General features: G+C 72.2%; 9 protein-coding genes. All 9 read left to right on the top strand.

Going from position 1 to position 21720, the window contains the following annotated elements; translation table 11 throughout:
* Nucleotides 1-15 precede the first annotated feature (15 nt).
* Nucleotides 16-1395 (top strand): type VII secretion integral membrane protein EccD, encoded by a 1380-nt coding sequence (eccD, locus tag AB0F38_RS27420; RefSeq protein ID WP_361898742.1) that lies wholly within the window; start codon nt 16-18, stop codon nt 1393-1395.
* Between the two features lie 57 nt (nt 1396-1452).
* Nucleotides 1453-2973: a type VII secretion protein EccB gene (eccB, locus tag AB0F38_RS27415; RefSeq protein WP_361898740.1), complete on the top strand. Its 1521-nt coding sequence runs from the start codon at nt 1453-1455 to the stop codon at nt 2971-2973.
* A gap of 54 nt (nt 2974-3027) precedes the next feature.
* Entirely contained in the window at nt 3028-3366 is a 339-nt protein-coding gene (locus AB0F38_RS27410) for a hypothetical protein (RefSeq protein ID WP_361898737.1), read from the top strand.
* Between the two features lie 62 nt (nt 3367-3428).
* The gene (locus AB0F38_RS27405) at nt 3429-3725 is read left to right on the top strand and encodes a WXG100 family type VII secretion target (RefSeq protein ID WP_361898734.1); all 297 of its coding nucleotides are present in this window, start codon (nt 3429-3431) and stop codon (nt 3723-3725) included.
* Between the two features lie 149 nt (nt 3726-3874).
* Entirely contained in the window at nt 3875-4312 is a 438-nt protein-coding gene (locus tag AB0F38_RS27400; protein WP_361898731.1) for a hypothetical protein, read from the top strand.
* Between the two features lie 33 nt (nt 4313-4345).
* Nucleotides 4346-6613: a hypothetical protein gene (locus AB0F38_RS27395; protein ID WP_361898728.1), complete on the top strand. Its 2268-nt coding sequence runs from the start codon at nt 4346-4348 to the stop codon at nt 6611-6613.
* A 53-nt stretch (nt 6614-6666) separates the two neighbouring features.
* Nucleotides 6667-7233: a YbaB/EbfC family nucleoid-associated protein gene (locus AB0F38_RS27390; RefSeq protein ID WP_361898725.1), complete on the top strand. Its 567-nt coding sequence runs from the start codon at nt 6667-6669 to the stop codon at nt 7231-7233.
* Nucleotides 7226-7534 carry a hypothetical protein gene (locus AB0F38_RS27385; protein ID WP_361898722.1) on the top strand — a complete coding sequence of 103 codons (309 nt, stop codon included), beginning with the start codon at nt 7226-7228 and terminating at the stop codon, nt 7532-7534. The genes AB0F38_RS27390 and AB0F38_RS27385 overlap by 8 nt, the downstream gene beginning before the upstream one ends.
* Nucleotides 7535-7671: 137 nt before the next feature.
* Nucleotides 7672-21654, top strand: coding sequence for a hypothetical protein (locus AB0F38_RS27380; RefSeq protein WP_361898719.1), 13983 nt, complete (start codon nt 7672-7674; stop codon nt 21652-21654).
* Nucleotides 21655-21720 lie beyond the last annotated feature (66 nt).

Genomic DNA, 21720 nt, shown 5'->3' with positions numbered 1-21720 from the left:
AAGGACACGCAGGAAGTGAGTGGTAGCGCGGTGGCGGGGCTGTGCCGGTTGAGGTTCCACGGGCCGCACAGGGTGGTCGAGCTCTCCGTACCGGCCGATGTCCCCCTGGCGGACCTGTTCCCGACCATCGTCAGGTACTCCGGTGACGACCTGGACGAGAAGGCCGTCGAGGCGGGCGGCTGGGTGCTCCAGCGGCTCGGCGGGAATCCGCTGGACGAGGAGCGGACGGCGGAGGCCCTGGGGCTGCGCGACGGCGAGTGCCTCTACCTGCGGATGCGTCGCGAGGCGATGCCGGAGGTGCACTTCGACGACATCATCGACGGCGTCGCGGCCGGCCTGGAGCGGCGCGGCGACGGTTGGCATCCCGCCCTCACCCACCACCTGGCGCTCGGGCTGGCGCTGCTCTCGCTGGCGGGCGGTTTCGTCCTCCTGGCCCTCTCCGGCGGCCTCGGGCCGCTGCGGGTGGTCGCGGCGGCCTGCGCCGGAGTCCTTCTGATCCTCGGCGCGGGCAGCGCCGCACGGGCGGTGGGCGACGCGGGGGCCGGTACCGCGCTCGGCGCGGCGGCGGTGCCCTACCTGGCGCTGGCCGGTGCGCTGCTGCCGGCCGGGGACAGCGACCTGACGGCAGCCCGGCTGCTCGCGGGCGGTTCGGCGGCGGCGGGCGCGTCGGTCCTGGCGCTGGCGTCCGTGGCCTGTTCGGCACCCCTGTTCCTCGGGCTGCTCGTGACCTCGGTCGCCGCGTCGGCGGCGGGGGCGCTCGTCCTGGCGGGGCTCTCGGCCTCGGAGACGGCGGGGGCGCTGGCCGTGCTCGTGGTGACGTTCGGGGCGTTCCTGCCCGGCTTCGCCTTCCGGCTGTCGGGACTGCGGCTGCCCGCGCTGCCGCGCAGGGCCGAAGAGCTGCAGGAGGACATCGAGTCCTACCCGGCGCAGGGGGTCGTGGACCGCAGCGCCGTGGCCGACGGCTATCTGACCGCTTTCCATGTGGTGACCGGCGCCCTGTGCGCGGCCTGCCTCACGCTGATGGCGTCCGCGCTCGGCTGGGCCCCGGTGGCGCTGGCGGCCGTGCTGTCGCTGCTGCTGATCCTGCACGTCCGCGAGGTCGGTTCCCGGTGGCAGCGGCTGGCCCTGATCCTGCCGGGCGTGTACGGGCTCGCCCTGCTCACGACCGGGTGGGCGCTCTCGCTTGGCCCGACGGGCCGGCTGGGCCTGCTGACGGGTCTGCTGGCGGCCGCCGCGGCGCTCGCGATCTTCTCGTGGACGGTGCCGGGACGGCGGCTGCTGCCGTACTGGGGGCGGGCCGCCGACCTGCTGCACAGCGCGCTGGCGCTGAGCCTGATCCCGCTGGCACTGACCGAGGCCGGGGTGTTCGCGTGGGTGCGCGGGCTCACCGGCTGAGCGGCCCGCCCGGAAACACCCCCCAACCCCGCCGTACCTTTCCCACCAGGAGTTCACATGCAGTCCAGACGCGACCAGGTGCAGGCCCACCTGTTCGTGATGAGCAGGCTCGGGGCCGGGATGCTGCGGGGCGAGCCCGACGCGCTGGACCTCCCGACCCGGCGGACCACCCGAGGGGTGCGCACCGGACTGTTTATCGCCGTGATCATCGCCCTGGTCATGGGACTGTACGGGGCGATCAAGCCGGGCGGCGCGACGGGCTGGGCCAAGCCGGGGACCCTGGTGGTGGTCAAGGAGACGGGTGCCCGGTACCTGTTCGTCGGCGGGGAGCTGCGGCCGGTGCTCAACCAGGCCAGTGCCCGGCTGGTGGCCGGGGAGAAGATGACCGTCACGCAGGTCGGTCTGAACTCGCTGGGGACGGTGCCGCGCGGCGGGCCGGTGGGGATCGTGGGCGCGCCGGACGGGCTCCCGGCCGCGTCCGCGCTGGCCCGGGGCGACTGGCTGGTGTGCGGTCTGGTGGCGGCCACGGCGACGGGGCGGCCCGGCCCGGTGGTCTCGGTGGCCGTCGGTCCGGCGGGCACAGGCCGGGCGCTGGGCCCCGGACAGGGGGTTCTGGTGACCGCCTCGGACGGCACCGGCCACGTGCTGTGGCAGGGGCGGCGGCTACGGCTCGGCGCGGGTGCCGGGACGGCACTCGGCTACCGCACGGCCACCCCCTTCCCGGTGGCGTCGGCCTACCTCAACTCCCTTCCCGCCGGGCCCGATCTGGCCCTTCCGGAGATCGCGGGGCGGGGCAGGCCCGGCCCCGCCCTGGCCGGACGGGAGACCCGGATCGGCCAGCTCTTCACGGGCCCGGGCGGCGAGCCGTACGTCCTGACCCAAAAGGGCCTGGCGCCGCTCGACCGCACCCGGTTCGAGCTGCTGCGCGGCGACCCGCGCACACAGCGGGAGGCGTACGCGGGAGCGCCGGCGGTCGCCGTGGCGGTGGGTGCCGCCGATCTGGCCGCCCACCCGGCGCCTGCCGGGATCCTGCCGGACGCGGGCCTTCCGGCGACGCCGCCGGAGCTGGTGGAGCCGGGCGCCGGACAGGGCGTGTGCACGGCGGTACAGCCTTCGGCGGAGGGCGGCCCCGGCACCCTGGTGACCGTGGCCGACGCGGCGAGGGTCACGGGCCGGCCGGTGACGCCCCAGCCGGGCGTGACGGCGGCGTGCGGCGCGGCGGACCTGGTCTCCGTGCGGCCCGGCGGCGGCGCGCTGGTGCGGGCGCTGTCCGGTGCGGGCGCGGCCGGGACGACGTATCTGGTCGCGGACAACGGCGTGAAGTACCCGCTGCCGACGCCGGAGTCCGCGAAGGCCCTCGGCTACGCGGGCGCGGCGGCGGTGGGGGTGCCCGCGACGCTGCTGACCATGCTGCCGTCGGGGCCGGCCCTGGACCCGGCGGCGCTGGCCGCGGCGGGGGTGGTCGACGCGACCGCGGGCGTGCCCGCCCCGGTCTGCCCCGGAGCGGAGCCGCAGGACGCGAAGAGTGTGAAGGGCGCGACAGCCGGCGCCGCGACGACGGTGAACCCCACGCCGTGAACGGCCCGTTCCCCCTGCCGGGAACCCACCGACCGTACGATCGAAGGAGATCAGGTGACCGAAATTCCCGGCGACAACCTCAAGGTTTCGTCAGCGGTACTCACCCAGACCCTCAACGAACTGGAGGGGCACCTCCAGACAATGGAGCGGGCCTACACCCAGTCCGAGGACATCGCGCAGCAGGTCGCGCAGAGCATGCGGTCCACCGCCGGCACCAAGTTCATCGCGAAGATCGAGAACTGGCAGCGCGGCTACCGCACGGTGATGGCCGAGTACCGGGACCTCCTGGACGCCGTCGGCACCACCAGCAAGGTCATGACGGACACCGCCGGCGAGGCGGAGGCCAACATGGACCTGTGGAGCGGCGACGTCTACGACGTCCTCAGCAAGTGACCCCGGGGGCCCTCTCCCCTTCCCCTCCCCCCTCTTCTCCCTCTCCTCTGTAAGGAACGCGCATGAGCGAAATGGACATGGACATCAAGCACGGCGCGCTCGAGGACGCCAATGCCCAGATGAAGCAGGTCGCCGCCACCATGAACTCGGCCCTGGACACCATCGTGCAGCGCCTCGACGCCATCCGGTCCGAGTTCAGCGGTGAGGCTGCCAAGGAGTTCGCGGAGTTCAAGCAGGCCGTCAACAACCTGGACTCCAGCCTGTCGCAGCAGTTCGACCAGGGCGCGAACCTGCTGGCGGACGCCCACGGCATCATCCGCAACGGCGACCGCAAGAGCGCCTATCTGTTCCAGCGCTGAGCCCCGCCCCGGAACCCGGCCCGCCGCACTCGACGGCGCGCCGGGTTCCGTCGTTCCCGGACGGGGCTGAACCCGGGGGCGCGGGACTTCCGTTCTCCGTGCCGACGGCCCGTACGACGTACGCCCGCGACTTCGGCAGGAGAGCACTGATGGGAACCCCGACCGACAGCGAACCGAACGACGAGACGGTCACATCGATCACCGACGACGTGCTGCGCGACTACGCGTGGAAGTTCGACACGCTCCTCAAGGACTTCCAGGACCCGTCCGTGATGGCGCTCCTCTCCTGGGAGAAGGGCGTCGGCAACAGCAAGCTCCTGCCGGGGAACGTCAAGGAGATGGTGAGTGCCCTGTCCGTGCAGGACGGGTTCGCGTCGCTGTGCAAGGAGCTGAACAGCGCGCTGGAAGCGTTCCGCGAGATCGCCAAGTCGGCGAACCTCGACCTGATGTTCGTCAAGGAGACCTTCCAGAACTCCGATGACGAGTCCGTCGACGTCGCCGAGATGTGGGAGATCCTCAACGACATCCAGCAGAACTCCGGCTCGGGCAGTGGCTCGGGCGCCGGCTCCTCCTCGACCGGCAACTAGGCCGTCTCCTCCGGAAGGGATTCCCGCCCACCCATGGCAACCTTCACCTGGGAACAGGCCATCAAGGTCCTTCTCCCCGACACCAACTCGCTGACTAACCGCGAGGCGGTGACCGTCGAGAAGTGGCGGTCCTCGGACACCGCCCACATCGAGATCGTGAGCGGCGACGGCAAGGGCTTCTCCGAGAAGTTCGACGTCTCCCACATCATCCCCCTCACGGAGAACGACTACTCGAGCGGCGCGTACTCGTGCGTGATCGGGTTCAACCTGGACTGGCAGAACGTCCTGGACAGCCCTCAGTCCAAGTTCAACCTGTTCCACAGCGATGCCCACAAGGTCCTGACGGAACTGGTGGTCTCGCAGACACGCAACTCGGGAGCCGTCAGTTTCGCCTCCTTCGACGCCGCGGCGGAGGTGGTCCACGGTGCCCACGCCTGGCTGGCGAAGTGGGTCCCGATCATCAAGCGCTGGGAGGAGAACGTCGACGCCGACGAGAGCGAGTGGAAGGGCAGCGCGGCCGGAGCCTTCAGGAAGTTCCTCGACGTCATCTCCACGGAGATGAGCAAGGTCCAGCTCGACCTCGCCCAGCCCCAGCCCCAGAAGGGCGCCACCGGCTATCCGGACACGTTCGACTTCTCCCAGAAGAGCGGCTACGAGACGCTCATCACCAACGCCAAGCAGCAGCTCAACGAATCCCTCTACCAGATGTACCTCGCCCTTGAGCTGTGGTGGTGGCCGTCGGGCGCGGTGGAGATGAACCGGAGCACCAGCCCGGTGTGGCGCATGCGTGACGCGCTCGCGGAGGTCATGTCGGGCGCCAAGTGCACCTTCACGTGGAAGGCGCAGAGCGGCGGCGGCGAGAACGCCCCGACCATCTACTACCCCGTGGACCCGAAGGTCGTCGACAACGGCGGCTCCGACGTCAGCCAGAAGTTCTGGCTCGACGGCATCGAGCTCGCGGCCAAGAAGAAGTGGCTGGCGAACCTGCAGCCGCTCGACACCGCGGCACAGACATACATGGGCAAGGTGGATACGGCGTACCTCGCTCTCGGAGGAGCGCTGCGCGAGGGCATCTACCAGCCCCGTCTCCAGATGCCCACCGGCGGCGGTGCGGGCGGTCCGACCCCCGAGACTCCCCCCGGGGGCAGCGGGTCCGGCTCGGGCGGCGGTCCCGGAGGAGACATCGGCGGCATCGGAGAGGGCGGTTCGGGCGGCGGCGTCGGCGGGGGAAGTGGAGGCGGCGCGGGGGGCGGCATCGGCGGCGCGGGGAGCGGTGGTATCGGCGGCGGCACGGGGAGCGGCGGAAGCGGCACGGGCGGTCCGAAGACCGGGCTTCCCGACAGCCTCCCCGGCTCAGGGACCGGTGGCGGGCCGGGGTCCCCGCCGCCGACGAGCCTGCCCGGGTCCGGCTCGTCGGGCGGCGGCGCCCCGCTGCTCGACAAGAACGGCAAGCCCGTCGCGGGCGTGGACGGCACGCCCGTCGTACTGCCGCCGGGCTCCCGCATCGGCAAGGACGGCAAGGTCTACGACGCGAACGGCAAGCCGGTCCTGGGCTCGGACGGCAAGCAGATCGTCGCCCCGCCAGGCGCCAAGGTGGGACAGCAGCCCGCCCCCGAGGAGACGCCGGGCAGGGGACTGCCGGGGGCCGGCCTCGACCAGATCCGGCTCCCCGAAGGTGCGAAGGTCCTCCCGGACGGCACCGTGGCGGACGCCAAGGGCAAGCCGCTGCTCGACTCCAACGGCAACCCGTACGCGCTGCCCAAGGGGGCCACGCTCAAGGACGGCATCGTCGTCGACGCGAGCGGTAAGCCCCTCAGCCGCGCCTACCAGCTGCTGACGAACGCGGAGCACGCCCTCAACTCCCGCCCCGCACCGCACACCACGACCAGCGGTGGTCCGGGCGGCACCCACAGCAGCTTGCTGGACCAGCTCGGAAGCGGAAGTGGCGGCTCGGGGAACGGCTCCAAGAGCTTCACCGGCACCGCGACCGGCGGCACCACCACGTTCGGCGACAGGGCGGCGCGATCCGTCGGCCTGTCCCCGCCCGGCACCGGCGCCACCACCTCGGCCGGCGGGGACACCGGCAGCGGACAGCCGTCCGGCGGGACCGGCACCGGGAGCGGTACGGGCAGCGGCACGCAGACCGCACAGCACCCGATGATGCCGCCGATGAACCCCGGCGCGGCCGGCGGCGGCCAGCCCAACCAGGGCAAGGACCGGCAACGCACCACCTGGCTCACCGAGGACGAGGACACCTGGGGCACCGACACCGGCTCCGTCAGCGGGGTCATCGGCCGCTGACCCCCCGCCCGCCCACGACACACCGCTCTCATCTCCCTCACGAAAGGCTGCCCATGGCCATCGACTTCGACGGCATCCTCAAGGACGCGATGTCGGCCCTGCACGACCAGCGGGACAAGATGCTCGCGGCCAAGCGCGAACTGGACGCGGCGACCGCGTCCGTCACCTCCAAGGACCACATGGTGTCGGTGACCGTCGGCCCCCAGGGCCAGGTGGTCTCGATGACCTTCCACACCAAGGCGTACCAGTCGATGGCGCCGGCCGAACTGGCCGCCGCCCTCGTCACCGTCCTGAACGAGGCCCGCGCCGCGATGGGCAGCCAGGTCATCGAACACATCAAGGGATTCCAGGACTTCGGCGGACACCTGCGCAGCGTGACGGGGCTCGCCGGCACCCCCGTCGAAATGGACGAACTCCTCAAGCCGCTAAGGGCGATGGCCCCGTCCTTCGACCTGGAGGAAACCCTGGGCGAGGTGAAGGCGGCCAAGCAGGAGGAGTTCGGAGCCGAGGAGGACACGACGGCCGGCCGTGCCTGCGAACAGAGGTCACAGCAGGAGGAGTTCGCCGCCGCGGCCGAGAGCCGCATCCCCACCGGAAAGCAGGAGGAGTTCAGTGGCTGACGATCTGAAGGTCCTGAGCGACCTCAAGAACAAGTTCGCCCACTACGACGACTACCAGCGCTGCCTCACCGATCTCAACCGGGCGATCGTCGAGATCAACCGGATCAACAAGGAGTCCGCGGGCCAGGACGACATCGGCAAGGCGTACCACCAGCAGGTCGACCGGCCCACCGAGAACCTGACCGAGACCCTGGAGTACGTCAACAAGCGGCTCGGCATGGTCGTGGACGCCGGGAACCAGACGTCCGACATCATGGCCAATTCGGACGAGGAGGCCGGATCCCGGTCGGACGGCTTCTGAGGCCCGGTGGCTTCTGAGGCCGCCCGGCCCGGCCGCCCGGCCCACGTTCGCGCGGTCACGCCCCCGCTGAACCGGGCGGACGGTCGTCCCCGTTCCTCCGGGCACAGCCGTCCGCCCGATCAGAGGACCTCCACACCATGGCCATCAACCCGCCGGAAGGGATCGCCGACTTCCTCGCCTTCGTGTCGGGCATGGAGTGGCCGGAGGCTGACGAGGACCTCATGCGGCGGGTGTCGGAGCACTACGGTGCCGTCGCGCGGGACCTGGAGACAGTGTCCGGATACGTCATCGAGCTCATCCCGATCGTCAAGAACGACTTCGACGGCGAGGCGGCCGACTCGTTCCTGATGGCCATGAAAGACCTGGCGGGCCAGACGGCGGGCGCGAACCAGCTGGAGCAGACGGCGGAGCTGTCCCGTCAGCTGTCCGAGGTGGCACTGAAGGTCGCCAACCAGGTCGAGTACACGAAGATCATGGCGATCCTCCAGCTCGTGCAGTTGCTGGCCGAGATCCTGTTCGCCACGCTCTTCTCCGCCTTCACTTTCGGCTCGGTCTGGGGCCCGGTGTCGGCGCTGTTCGCAGCGACGCGCGAGGGTCTCCACCAGCTCTTCCGGTGGCTGCTCCAGACGATCATCAGCCAGACCTTCATCGGCATCGTCGGCGGCGTCTTCCAGGACACGGTGATCCAGCTCTACCAGCTCGGCGCGGGCCACACCACGAGCTGGAACACGGAGTCGCTGATCGACTCCATCAGGCAGGGCGCGCTGAGCGGTGTGGTCGCCGGTCCGCTGGAGATTTTTTCCCACTACGGCGGCAAGCTGCTCGGCAGGGTCCTCGGCGGCAAGACGCCCGGCTCGATCATCAGCAAGCGGATCGACGACGTGCTGAACAAGGTCGACGACAAGCTGGACCACATCACGCCGAACCCGAAGCCCGACATCCCGACGGGCGGGGCGGGGCCGAAGTCCAAGCTGGACGACATCGCGTCGAAGTCGGACAAGGAGCTGCCCCCGACGCCGCCCGACAAGGCGCCGAACGACGTGACGCCGCCCCCGGCCCCGCCGAAGACCGTCACCGAGGGCACCATGCCGGCGCCCGTGCCCGCGCCCAGCAAGGCGAAGCCGGAGGCGCCGGGCGGTTCCACGGCCAAGGACAAGCCGAACGCGCCCGCGACGGGCACGAAGACCAGGGCCGAGGAAACGCCCACCGCAGGGGCGAAGACCGGGGCGCAGGAGACACCGACCCCCGGCGGGAAGGGGATCCCCGGCGCGGACAGGACGGAGATCCCGAACACCGGCAGGGCCGAGACGCCCACGGGCAAGCCGGACACCGTCGGGGGCAAGGACGCTCCCGGCGCGGGCAGGCCCGACGCCGGGGACGCGTCGGCGGGCGGGAAGGCCGCCAAATCCTCCGACTCCTCGGCGGCCGGCCGCACCGCGGGCGACGTCGAGACCCCGCTGGACGACCTCCTCCCCACCAAGGAGGCCCGGTCGGCCTTCGCCAAGGACGTCGGCGAACTCCTCGGTGGTGTCAGCCGCAATCTGGAGACCGGGTTCCTGCGGCACGGTGAGGGCACCATCGCGGACTCGTTCACCAAGAAGATGGGTGACGTCTTCTCCGAGCACCTCGGACAGGCGGGTGCCAGGGAGGCGGGCGAGGCGTTCGGCGAGATGCTGACCCGCAAGTGGGTCCGGCTCGGGGCGGACCACACCGAGCTGCCCGAACTCCTCACCAAGGCGATGGGCGACTTCGGCCAGTTGGCGCCGCTCAAGAACCTCGCCGACTCGATGCCGAACCTGTTCGCCCGCTCCGAGCACAGCAACGCCCTGGCCCGCATCTTCAAGCAGGAGAACCCGCTCCAGGGCAGCCCTATGTACCAGCTCGGCGGAGCCGTCGCCTCGCTCCTCAACGAGGGTACGAACGAGATGCTGAGCGAGGGCTTCTACAACATGATCTTCGGTGACGGAACGTTCGAGGTCAGCGGCGGCCCGTTCGCCTCCGGCGTGGCCATGGGCGCGCTGAGCCACGGCCTGCACCGCGCGTTCGAGCCGATCACGGTCAGGTACCAGAACTGGGTCCTCAGCCACCAGCACGCCGACAACCCGGCCGACAGCAAGTACTTCGGACTGCTGCACCCCATCAACATCGCCTCGTTCGTGTCGAACATGACGGGCAACCCGGCGCCGTGGCCGGTTCCCCGCCCCACCTCCGAGCTGCAGGAGACGAGTTTCCTGCGCGACATGAAGGACATGGTGGAGTGGGTCTTCTCCCACCCCGTCACCGGCACCCCCTTTTTCACCGATCTGCCCCAGCGATCTGACGTCACGGTCGAGAGCGGCGGCGCCTTCACGCCGCTCGACCTGGACCTGGGCCCGTCGTTCGGTGACGAGATTGCCAGGGACCCGCTGTTCCGGAGCGAGTCGGACGACGACGCGCTCACGAACGACGGCGGGACGGAGGAGGGCGACGAGGGCTCGGGCACGGTCGCCAAGTCGTCCCGGGCCACCGTCTCGTCGGACCTCTCAGCCCTGCTGGGCGACGACACGGAGGGCCCGGTCCCGGACCTGACGGACCAGGACCGGCCCGCGACCCGCCCCGTGACCCAGGGCGGTGGCGACCGTTTCAGCACGCCCGTGCCGCAGGAGACCGGGTCCCCGGCGCGTACGGAGGTGCCCGCGCAGGCCGAGGCGGCGCCGAGCCCCCGGCCCCACCCGCTCCAGGCCGAGAAGGACAGGGCCGCCGCCGAGGGACTCGACTACCTCCTCCCCTACGACAGCGCGTACGACGACACCACGTCCTCCGACGACGCCATGACCCCGGTCGGCGACGGCGACAGCGGCGACCACGCCGCCGACGACGGTGACCGCGCGGGCGACGGCACCGCCCCGCCGCCCGGCGGAGCTGTCCGGGACATTCCCTCCGGCATCGCCGTCGGCGTCCTGACCCCCGCCCAGGCCGCCGTCCTCCGGTCGCTCCCGCAGCGCTCCGGTGTCTTCGTCGTCGGCATGCACACCGACCCCCGCACCCCGCACGACCCGGGCGCCGTCCTCAAGGCCCTCACCGACGCCCACGACGGGGGCCGGCTCGACGGCATCACCGAGATCCGGTTCACTGCCTGCGGCCTTGCCTCCCCGGTCCACGAGAGCACTGTCAGGACCGTCATGAGCGGCCTGTGGAAGCACCGTGCCGTGACGGGCACCACGACCCCTGATCCGCTCATGGCCCGCGCCGCCGACGCCCCTGTCTGGTACGTGCCCACGACGGGCGGTCACCTGCTCACGGCCCAGCACGTCGGGCTCACGCCCGACGGGAAGATCGCCGTCGTCGACGAGGGCGCCTGGCACGTGTACGGCGACAGCGGTGACCGGGACCACACGCCCGTCCGTACGACCCCCGACGCCGACGACCTCCCCGACGACGCGGTCCGTTTCCTCTTCCGCACACCCGCGGTGGACGCGGAGCACCCGGACGCCGTCACGTTCGGCCGGGACAAAGATCTTCCGGTCGCTCTGTCCCGCCACCTGCCGCGGGAGCGGTGGACGGCCCTGCTGTCCGATCCCGCGGCGACGGACCTGCTCGCCGAAGTGACGGAGACCCGGCGCTCCCCGGACGACGCCTGGCACACGATGGACGCGGGGACCTACCTGGAACTGCAGAATCAGCTGCTCGGGGAGAAGGGGAACGGCTTCTCGGACGAGACCGTCGAGAACGCCTTCTCGGTCTACCCGCCCGAACTCTCCGCCGACGGGGCCGAACGCCTGGAAGCCGTCGTGAACCTGGTCCGGGAACTCCACGCCGACACGGAGGAGGGGCCGCTGACGCCGGCCGTCCAGATCCTGCTGCAGCGCCTGCTCCTGGACCAGGGCTTCCCCCCGGCCCGGCTGCCCGACGCGGCTCGCACCACCACGCTCTGGAAGGAGAACGAGACGGGCTTCCTCGCGGCCGAACTGACCCTCGGCATGGCCGACGTCACGGGCGCCCGGAACACCCCCCTCACCGGCGAGCTCACGGGCGCACCGGCGGCGACGCCGTCCGACGAGGCCCTGTCAGAACTGCTCCAGGACCCGGACGAGAGCCGGAAGGCCCTGCTCCGCGAGCTGCTGGACGGCGCGCACCTCCCGGACAGTCCCTGGCACACCCTGGACGGCGAGGCGTACCTCGCCCTGCGCTCCCGGGTCGAAGGCAGCCCGCTCGGCGATCCTGGCACGCAGGTGCGGGAGACCCTCCACCGCGTCTTCGAGGAGTACGGGGAGGCCCTGAAGAGGGCCACCACCCGTGTGGACCAGCTGAAGGCCGTCGCCGACACGGTCCTGACGCTGCACGCGACCGGTGGCCTCACCGGGTCGCCGGAGAGCGCGCTGACCGCCCACTCCCGCTTCCTGGTCCCACGCATGCTCCTGGACCTCGGCATCACCCCGGTGCCCCTGCCGGCCAAGCTGCACGCCAAGCCGGCCTGGCAGGCGCCCAGGAACGCCAAGATGAGGAACACCCGCATCCTGACCTTCGCGACCTCCGTGGCTCGTGCCGTCACGGACGCCCACCCCTCCTGGTCCCGCCCGCTCACCTTCGCCCCCGCGGAGGACGACGCGCCCGGCGTCACGCCGTCGGGCGACCGGGCGACCGACACCGGCACCGGCACCGGTGCCCCCGCGTCCTCCAGCGCGCCCGTCGCCACGCATGCCCCCGCGCCGCAGACCAGCCCCGCTCGCGACGGGGACGGGGACGGGGACGCGCCCGAACCGACGGACTGGCGGGCGGAGCTGGACGCCCTCGGCACGCGCACGCGGGAGGAGACCACCGCCTTTCTGGTGCTCCCGGAGCCCGCGCCCGCGCTGGTGGGCCGGGCGGACCGGCTCCTGCGCACCGACGACCGGCCGTACACCACCCTCACCAAGGACCTCCCTCCCGGTACGGAGCACTGGCTGGTGGTGCAGGTCCCCGCCGGGCACGCCGTCGACACGGGGGAGGGACGTCTGCTGGTCGGCAAGGACCGGCTGGCGGCGGTGACGCTCACCGGCCCGGCCGACACGATCGGCTCCCTCCAGGATCTCGAACGGGGCCTGCGGCCCCCGGGCAGCCCGGAACAGCCCCTGCCGCTCGCCGTGCTGAGCCGTGTAGGGCAGGCGCTGTACGCCAACCCGGACCACGATGAGCACCACACCGTCGTCCGGACGGCGGTCCGTGTGGCGTACGCGGAGGCGTCGCGTGACGCCGAGCGTGCCCTCGGCGAGTACCTCACCCGTCGGGAGGACGTCCAGCGGCAGGTGCGGGACCTGGTGAGGGCGGCCTGGGACAAACTGTCGGCCGACGAGCGCCGCAGGCTCGGCACCGCGCAGAACGCCGGCAGCGGGTCCGTCGGCGACGACCTGACGACGCTGGAGGAGGTCGTCGAGAACGGGAACATCCGCGAGCGGATGTACCTGCTCGTCACCGGGGTCCACGGCCCCGTCAGGGAGCGGCTGGGGTTGGAGAAGCCCAAACCGGAGATCCTCACGCGCGAGCGGAGCGCGGACAGCGTGCCGGAGGCCCAGAGGATCCAGCAGGACGCCGACGTCGTCCAGAACATCAAGCGGGAACAGGAGCGGTTGCGGGCGCAGGAGGCGGACAACCCCGGCCTGGAGGCGCTGCTGCGCGCCCAGGAGCACCGCAGGCGCACCGAGTTGCGGCCCGAGGAGGTTGTTCCGCCGCTCAGCGAGCGCGAGCGCGGCCACGCGCTGGAGGAAGGCCGGCTGACGTGGGAACCGGGCGAGCGGCACCGGCAGATCGCCCTGCGGACCAAGAGCCAGGTGACGGCTGAGGCGACCGGAGGTCTGATGAGCGCGGGCACGTCCAACACGACGTACTTCACGCTGACGGTCGTCCACGCCATGGCCAAGAAGTGGAATGTCCCCGTCGACTTCCAGCTGGTGCGGCTCGCCCTGATGGCGGACATGCTCCCGATCGGCCACCACACCTTCCATGAGGTCATGACCGCGTCCGAGGCGTTCGAGCGGGACGTGCTGGCCAGGCAGCCGCGGCCTGCCGGCGCCCCGCCGTACGCCGATGTCCTGTCGTACACCGACGACTGGGGAAGGTTCCGCTCGCTCGCGCCACTGACCGAGAACACGCTGCGGGAGGCCATGCCCGGTGGGAGGTTCCCGGACGAAGTCGCGCTGGGGCTCGAAGCCCACGAGCGGACGCCTGACGTGCTTGCCTCGCCGCCGCCGGTGCGGCGCACTCTCCGCGCGCTCCCCGACAGTGAGCTGAAGGCGCTCCTGGACAGGACGCCCGGTCTGACCGACCGTGCGGCCGGGCTGCTGCGAGAGGCGCTCGGCGACGGTGGGAACACCAGCCGCGACTGGCGGCGACTGAACGCCGACTCCTACCTGGACCTGCGCGAGCGCGTCACCCGGCCGGACGACGCCGTCCAGGACCCGCAGACCGGCGTGTGGGGCGAACTCGACTCCATCATGGAGCGCTGGTACGGCCTGGAGCAGGACGTCCCCCCGCCCGACCCCCAGCGGCAGAGCCTCGACTCCGCCTTCGACGACTACTACGCCGCCCTGGCCGGCGACCCGGGCGACCGAACCCGTCTGACGGCCCTGGCCGAGCTCCTCCTGAGGCTCCGGGAGGCCGAGAGCCCTCCGTCGTCGGACACTGATGTCCCCACCGCCCTCGGGGTCGTGGCCCAGCGCCTCCTGGTGGATCAGGGCTATCCGCCCGCGCTGTGGGGCGAGGCCGTCGGTGCCCCGGACTTCTGGCCGAACGACGCTCCCTCGCTGGTGCGGAAGCTGGAAGCGGCCATCGGCGAGTTCACCCACCACCGGCCCGTGCGGCAGACCCCCACCGGCATCGCCGTCGGCCCCATGAACGCCGCCCAGTCCAGGGTGCTCGGTTCCCTGCCGCCGAACAGTGGTGTCTTCGTCGTCGGCATGCACACCGACCCCCGCACCCCGCACGACCCGGACGTGCTCCTCAAGGCCCTCACCGACGCCCACGACGGGGGCCGGCTCGACGGCATCACGGAGATCCGGTTCACCGCTTGCGGCCTTGCTTCCCCGGTCCACGAGAGCACTGTCGGGACCGTCATGAGCGGTCTGTGGAAGCACCGTGCCGTGACGGGCACGACGACCCCTGATCCGCTCATGGCCCGCGCTGCCGACGCCCCTGTCTGGTACGTGCCCACGACGGGCGGTCACCTGCTCACGGCCCAGCACGTCGGGCTCACCCTCGACGGGAAGATCGCCGTCGTCGACGAGGGCGCCTGGCACGTGTACGGCGACAGCGGTGACCGCGACCACACGCCCGTCCGTACGACCCCCGACGCCGACGACCTCCCCGACGACGCGGTCCGTTTCCTCTTCCGCACACCCGCGGTGGACGCGGAGCACCCGGACGCCGTCACGTTCGGCCAGGACCGGCAGACGCCGTTCGACAACGGCGAGGGCTCCTCGTCGTCACAGCGGCAACAGACCCCCCTCGCCTCCTCCTCGGAGACCTCCACTCCTCCGGCCCCCCGTGCTCCCTGGTACGTCGACGGCGGCAAGGCGCTCGGCGACGGGCGCGTCCTGTCCGTGTCCGGTCCCGCCCAGGTGACCGAGGCCCTGCACGAAGCCAGGACCGATCTGACGAAGGCCGGGGTGGACGCGGAGACGGCCGCCAAGGTCATGAAGCGGCTGACCCCGGTGCTCTCCAGCACCGACCCCGGCGCCTGGAACGACTTCCTGCGCGACGGGACGGTCTTCCACGCCAACGGCAGGGTCGTGGTCGTGACCGCCCGGCCGGACGGCCTCACGCACCACACGGCCCAGCCCAAGGAGCAGTTGGCCCCCTACGCCTCGCGCAACCAGGCCGTCACCAACCGCGCGGTGTCCGCCGGCGGCAACCTCTCGGCGGCTGGCGGCGTGGACGCCGTGGTGAAACTGGCGAACATGACGGACGTGACGGGGACCATCCCGTCCGTCAAGGTCCAGGCGGGCACCACGTACGCCGCGTCCCGGACCGCCACGGCGGACACCCAGGGCGCCGGGCGCACCGTGCTCAAGGAGATGCACGAGTTCGACGGGGGCGTGCGCGTCGAGGTGCACGTGCTCGACAAGGACACCACGCGCGAGCGCGAGGCGGAGTTCGCCTTCCCCCGGCGGCTGCGGCTCGCCCTCCCCGAAGGGACCGGCGCCTCGGGCGACGCCACGACCTGGAAGGTCGTGGCCCCCGAAGCGCTCAAGTCCGTGCTCTCCACGGTCAACGCGATCGCGCCGGGCCCCCTGCTGACCGGCCTCGCCTCGGCCATGGGCAGGGCGGGGTTCACCCCGGACGTCACCGCGGCGTTCGTCTCGAAGGTCGCCACGGACTTCTTCAACGAGAAGGCGCTCAAGGACGGCAACCAGTGGTGGAGCACCGGGAGCCTGACCTCCGGGGTGTTCGCCGCGGGCGGGTTCCCGAAGAAGTCGCTCTCGGGGCACTTCCTGGTCGGCGCCGAGCTGACCGGCCTCAGGCGCATGGACCTGACCAGCGGGAGACTGCGGGTGCGGGAGGACTTCTCCGACGCGTTCGGCGTGAAGTCGAGCAGCAGGTTCGGCGACAAGTCGGGCCTCACGGTGGGCGTGTCCTTCCTGACGAACCCCGACGGCCCCGTGGTCGTTCCGAGCGTGGAGCTGGCCGTCAACGCGGCGCGCTCGCACAACTTCGACGTGGGCGGCTCGGACAAGACCAAGGTGAAGCTCACGCACACCGAGGAGGAGCAGGTCGAGTACCACGCGACCGCCCGCTTCCGCGTGAAGTTCATGTCGTCCTCGAAGCGGACGGCGCTGTCGTTCGACTCGGCGCTGGACCTCGCCGTGGGCGTGCCCCGTTCCCAGGCCGAGGCCTTCGAGGCCGGGCTGCTCGGCCCCGGGCGGACGGAGTTGGTTCCGGACCCGCCGCGCCCGGACACCCCCGGGACCCCGCCCCCGTCGCGCTTTCGGGCCGTGGGACAGGCCGTGCGCAGGCTGCTGCGGCTCGCCCGCCAGGAACCCTCGGCGAATTTCGACGTCGACGCGGCCCGACCGTTCCCGAGCCGCGGGATGCCGGACCCCGCAGGTCTGCTGGAGATCGCCGGGCGACACCCGATCGAGATCGCGCCCTCGAACGGCACGCTCCCCGACGGGGCCGTGTGGACGAGCCTGCGCGACCACCCACGGGTGGTGGTCGTCCCCGCTACGGCGGTCTACTCGCTCGCGGGCGCGACCGCGCCCGAAGCGGCCTTCCGCTACCACGTGAACGCCCTCGGGGAGGTCACCGCGGCACAGCGCCTGCGCACGTCCACATTCACCGAGCTCTTCGGCCCGCTGGAGCCCGGGGACACCGGCATCGCGCGGCTCACCGAGCTCAGCGCCGACCGGCCCTGGCTCGGCTTCACGGTGCGCGACGACGCGGGAATTCTGCTCCGCATCCCCGCCCCCCCTCGCGCGGGCGCCCTGTCGCTGACCGTCCGCAAGGGCGACGGCGGAGAGCTCGACGTCCAGAGCGCTCTGCGCCACCCGGTCGAGCAGACCGTCCGCGACCTCGCCGCCACCGACGCCGCGGCGGAGCAGCCGGCGCAGGTGCTCACCGACATCATGAGCGAACTGGAGGACCTCGCCGTCCGCCAACGTCCGTTGGAGGTAAGGATCGACGAGAGGTACGAGGGGTTCGACACGCTCACCGGCCGGCTCGCCGGCCACCCCCACCTGCTCTTCCGGGAGGACACCGACCCCCGGCGGCCGGCCGCGTACATGATGAGGGTGGACGGGAACGGCGCCTTGTCCGGCCCCTTCCGCCGACGGGACTTCGGGAGCGATCCCCTCGAACCGCCCGCCCTCGCCTCGCGCACCGGACTCGGCCCCGGTGTGGTCGGCGAACTCCCCGGCTCGCAGAAGGTGCTGGAGACCGCGCTCGACTGGCTCGACCGGCACCTGGAGCGGACCGGCCTGAAGAAGCGGCTGAACGAGGTGGAGTACGCGCAGTTCCACCGGGAGCTCACGGCCGCCTTCGGCGCGACCGGCATGCGGGCCCGCTTCCCCAAGCTCCTCGGCTCCGGCGTCCCGCTCGTCCTGAAGGCGGGCGGTCAGGAGCTCCGGCTGCACCTGCGCTCCGAACTGCTCGACCTGCGGGGCGCGCCCGTGAAGAGCGACCTGTCGCTGACCCGCTCGGTGACGCGGAGCGCCAACCAGACCGTCGGCGTCGGCGACCAGGTGTCCGTCTCGGCCACCGTCGGCGGCACCCTGCGGTTCGACACCCGCGAGGGGCAGCGGGCCGAGCCCGGGGGCAAGATCGGCCTCGGTGGTACGCCCTCCCACGTCAAGGACTCCGTGGCCGCCACCCTCAAGGCATCCCGCGAACAGGAGACCAGCGGACAGCACACCGTGTTCACCTACACGGCCGTCCATCACCTGACCGCCACGGTCCACGACTTCAGGGGCAACCAGGTGTCGGGGTCGTCGCTGCGTGTCGAGGGCGAGGACGTGTCCGCCGTGGTGCGCGTCGGTGACGACCACCTCGCCAACGACTCGACCTCCCACCGACTGGCCACCGGCACCGTGACGGAGTTCTCCCGGAGCGACGACCCGAGCTGGCTCGGCGCGTCCGACCCCCGGGAGTTCGTCCTTCCCCGCGACGGCCTCGGCGGCATCCACCCCGAATTCCTCAGCACCCGACTGCTCACCGGTTCCGTGGTCACGCTGGTAGCCGGGCACGGCGGCGCGAGGACGCCGAAGCCGGCGGACGAGGAGTTCGACCGGCACTCCGGAGACGCGGTCGGCGCCTGGCGCCGGGGCCTCACCCCGGAGCTCGAGGAGGCGCTGACCCCGAACTTCCTCCAGTCCCGGTTCGAGCAGCTCACGAGCCCGGACGGCGCGGTGTTCCCGCTGCCGCCGGACTCCTCCGGCCACGCGCAGGCCCTCGTGGTCCGGCTGCGGCTGGGCAGGCCCGAGCACGAGGGGACCGGTACGGGGACCAGCCTGACGTACACAGCGGAGACCGGCACCAAGTCCAGTACGAGCAGGACCCGTTCGTTCACCTACGTCGGCGGCCTCAGCATCGGTGGTTACGCCTCCCTGGCCGGGAAGTCGGTCGCCGCGACCGTGTCCGCGGAAGCCACCCGGACACGCACGAAGGCGCGGACCGTAGCCTCGGCCGGCACGGGGACGTCGACGGCCACGTACAAGGGCACGAGCCACCATTACCGCGCCGACGCCTACTACGAGATCATCCACCACACCTGGCAGCCCGACGGCCGCTTCTCGACCACCCCGTCGGACCACTCCACGGGGAAGCTGTATGTGAAGGTGGACGGCGGCGTGGAGCTGACGGTCCCCGACCACCACGCCCGCGTCCTGGAGATGCCAGGCACCGGCCCGCGGCCCGCCGTGTCCCACGGGCCCCGCTCGTACGTCGACGCCGACCTGGCGAAGGCCGTCTCGCACGTGGAGAAGCTCGGCGCGGACGATGTGCTGACCGAGATCAAGAACCTGTTCGGCACACTGAAGGGCATTCCCGACCACCTGGGCGGGGAAGCCCCCACGGACTTCTCCCGCGCTCTGGAGACCGTGTTCTCCCCGGAGGCCCTGCGCGCCGACTTCGCCGCACTCAGCACCACTTCGGTACACCAGGTGATCAAGCTGCGGCAGCCCGGGGGCGGCGCCCGGATGATCGGCATCCAGGTCACCGCCGAGGTCGGGGAACCCCGGTACGAGGGCCCCCGCCACCAGGTGACGCTCGCCATGGGCGCCACCGCCACGCGGTCGGCCGCGTCCGCGTCCGGGGTGTCGGACAAGGGAGGCGGGCAACTCTCGCTCACCCTCAGGGCGACCGACGCGAACGGCCTGTCACGCGGCGGCGCCAAGATCGGCGCCGGGGCGGACACGTCCGCCGGCCGCACCGAGACCGTCACCACCTCCGAACGCGACCAGCACAGCTTCGAGGTGACCGGCACGGCACAGGAGTTCAGCCACCCGGTCTCGTACACGGTGAAGATCTTCGACGCCTCCGAACCGCACCAGCTGATACGACTGGCGGGGGCCGCGCTCAACTCCCCGGCCCAGCTGATCGACCGGGCCACGGACGGCCGGGCCGGACGGTGGTTCGCCGAGCAGTGGGGCGGCGAGTGGGAGAAGGTCTTCCCCTCGGGCCACAAGCCCGCGGGGACGAGGACGATCGCAGACCGCGAGGTCCGGCTGCTGGTGCCCGACCACCTGACCCGCCCGGGCGCGACGGCCCCCGCCCCGGCCGAACCGGTCGGCCGCGTCCGCCCGAAGGGCCCCACGGCCGTGACTCCGGAGGTCCAGAGGCTGACCGAGGACCTGGCCCCGTCGGTGCGGGCCCTCTCGCTGCCCGGACTCGGCGCGGTCGTGAAGTGGCTGCCGACAGCGGCGGCCCTCCCACAGCGGGTCACGGAGAACGACACCGGGACGCACACCCGCGAGGACCTCGCCCCGGCGACCCTGGCGGGTCTGCGGACCGACCTGCTGACGACCGAACGGAACCTGCGCGCCAACATCCGGCAGCTGCTCGGCGGCGGCTACACGGTGCCCGTGGCGGGAGGGGAGGAGGTCACCGTGCGGATGGTCGTCCGCCGGGCCCGGCACCTCGCCTCCGCGGAGTTCGATTCGAACGCGGAGACAGAGGTACGGGAGCGGGAGACCGAACGGGAACAGGAGAGGACCACGCTCGCCTGGTCCGGCTCGATCACCCCGGACGGCCCCGTGGCCACCACGGATTCCGGCACGCCGGCGGGCCCCGGCGTCGCCGGCGTCACCACGCACCTGGGCGTGCCCGTGGCCATCGGAGGCGAGCAGGGCACCAGCCTCAGCACGAGCCGGAGCGAGACCGTCGACGAACGGGCCAAGAAGCAGCGGACCCAGCATTACTACACGTCCGATGTCACCTGGGTCCTCACGGGCAGCCGGAGGACCACGGTCGAGATCGAGGTCGACGGCGGTCTGATCGGGCTGCTGCACGACGACCTGATCGACGGGCTGGCCGGCCGGCACGACGATCTGTTCCAGCCAAAGCCGGCACCGCAGGACGAGGGCGCGACCGAGCACCGGGACCAGGGCGACGGCGAGGGCGAGGACCGGAACGAGAATCAGGACCGGAACCAGGACGGGGCGAAGTCCGCACCGGAGGCGACCCGGCCGTCCGTCGTCGTCACCCCGCCCACCGGCATCGGCACCGGCCTGTCCGCCGTTCCCGGCGACGCGTCCGTCCCGCTCGGTCCCACCCGGCCCGCCCCTCCCGCCACGCCCCCCGGACCCGTGCCCGGCGTGACGATCACCCCGCCCGCCGACACCCCCCTCGTGCCGCCCGTCCCCGTCCTCCGGGTCACCGAATACGAAGCGGTGGGGACGGTCCCGCGTGCGCGCCGGACCGGGGGCGCGCGCGTGGAGGTGCTCGCGGAGGGGGCCGATCCGATCGTGCTCGCCCTGACCGGCCCGCCGAAGGACGCTGCCTCCTTCCCCGCCTACCGGCCCGTGCGGCCGGTCGGGCCGGCGGAGGAACGGCCCGCGCTCCAGGTGTCCGACGACCGCCGGTTCGCGGTGCCGGAGCAGAGAGGCGGGGCCCGGGAGTTCTACGCCACGTCGGACGCCGTCGCCGAGGCGCGGTCCCGGCTGCTCCCCGCCGCCGGGACGCGGCTGGAGGCCGACCCGGAGTCCTACGTCCGCTTCACCCTGAACGGCGTGGAGCACACCCTTCTCCGGGTCACCGTGCGGGGCGGCGGCCCCGGCCCCGTGCCCCTGGTACTCGCGGGTGACGCCGGGGGGCAGCACATCACGCTCCAGGGTGACCCCCGGCCCGACCGGCGGGGCGCCGACATGCGGCGCGCCGTGGACACGAACCTCGACCACTACGGGCCGGAGCTGGAAGCGGTCGCGGAGAAACTGGAGTACGCCGACCCAGGGCGGGCGGAGCCCCGCACGGTGCTGGCACGTGCCCTCGCGGACCTGCGCCGGGCGCGGGAGGAGGGGCGTGACCCCGCCGCCCTGGAGCGGGCCGAGGCCGAGGCGGTGCGGGCCTTCGGGGCCGCGGCCGGCGACGAGTACGGGGCCCCGGAGGACGACTGGCACCTGCGCCTCGGCCGGCCGCCCGTCGCCGTCGCCCTGCCGCCCCTGGACTGGTCGTTCTGAATCCGCCCGCGCCCGGTCTGAACCGTGCCCGGCGTTCCGTACGTTCCTCCGGGAGCGTACGGCCGC

Source organism: Streptomyces sp. NPDC025273, assembly GCF_040638585.1.
Taxonomy (GTDB): Bacteria; Actinomycetota; Actinomycetes; order Streptomycetales; family Streptomycetaceae; genus Streptomyces; species Streptomyces cinereorectus.
The sequence above is the reverse complement of the archived record's forward strand: the minus strand, read 5'-3'. Positions and strand labels throughout refer to the sequence as shown.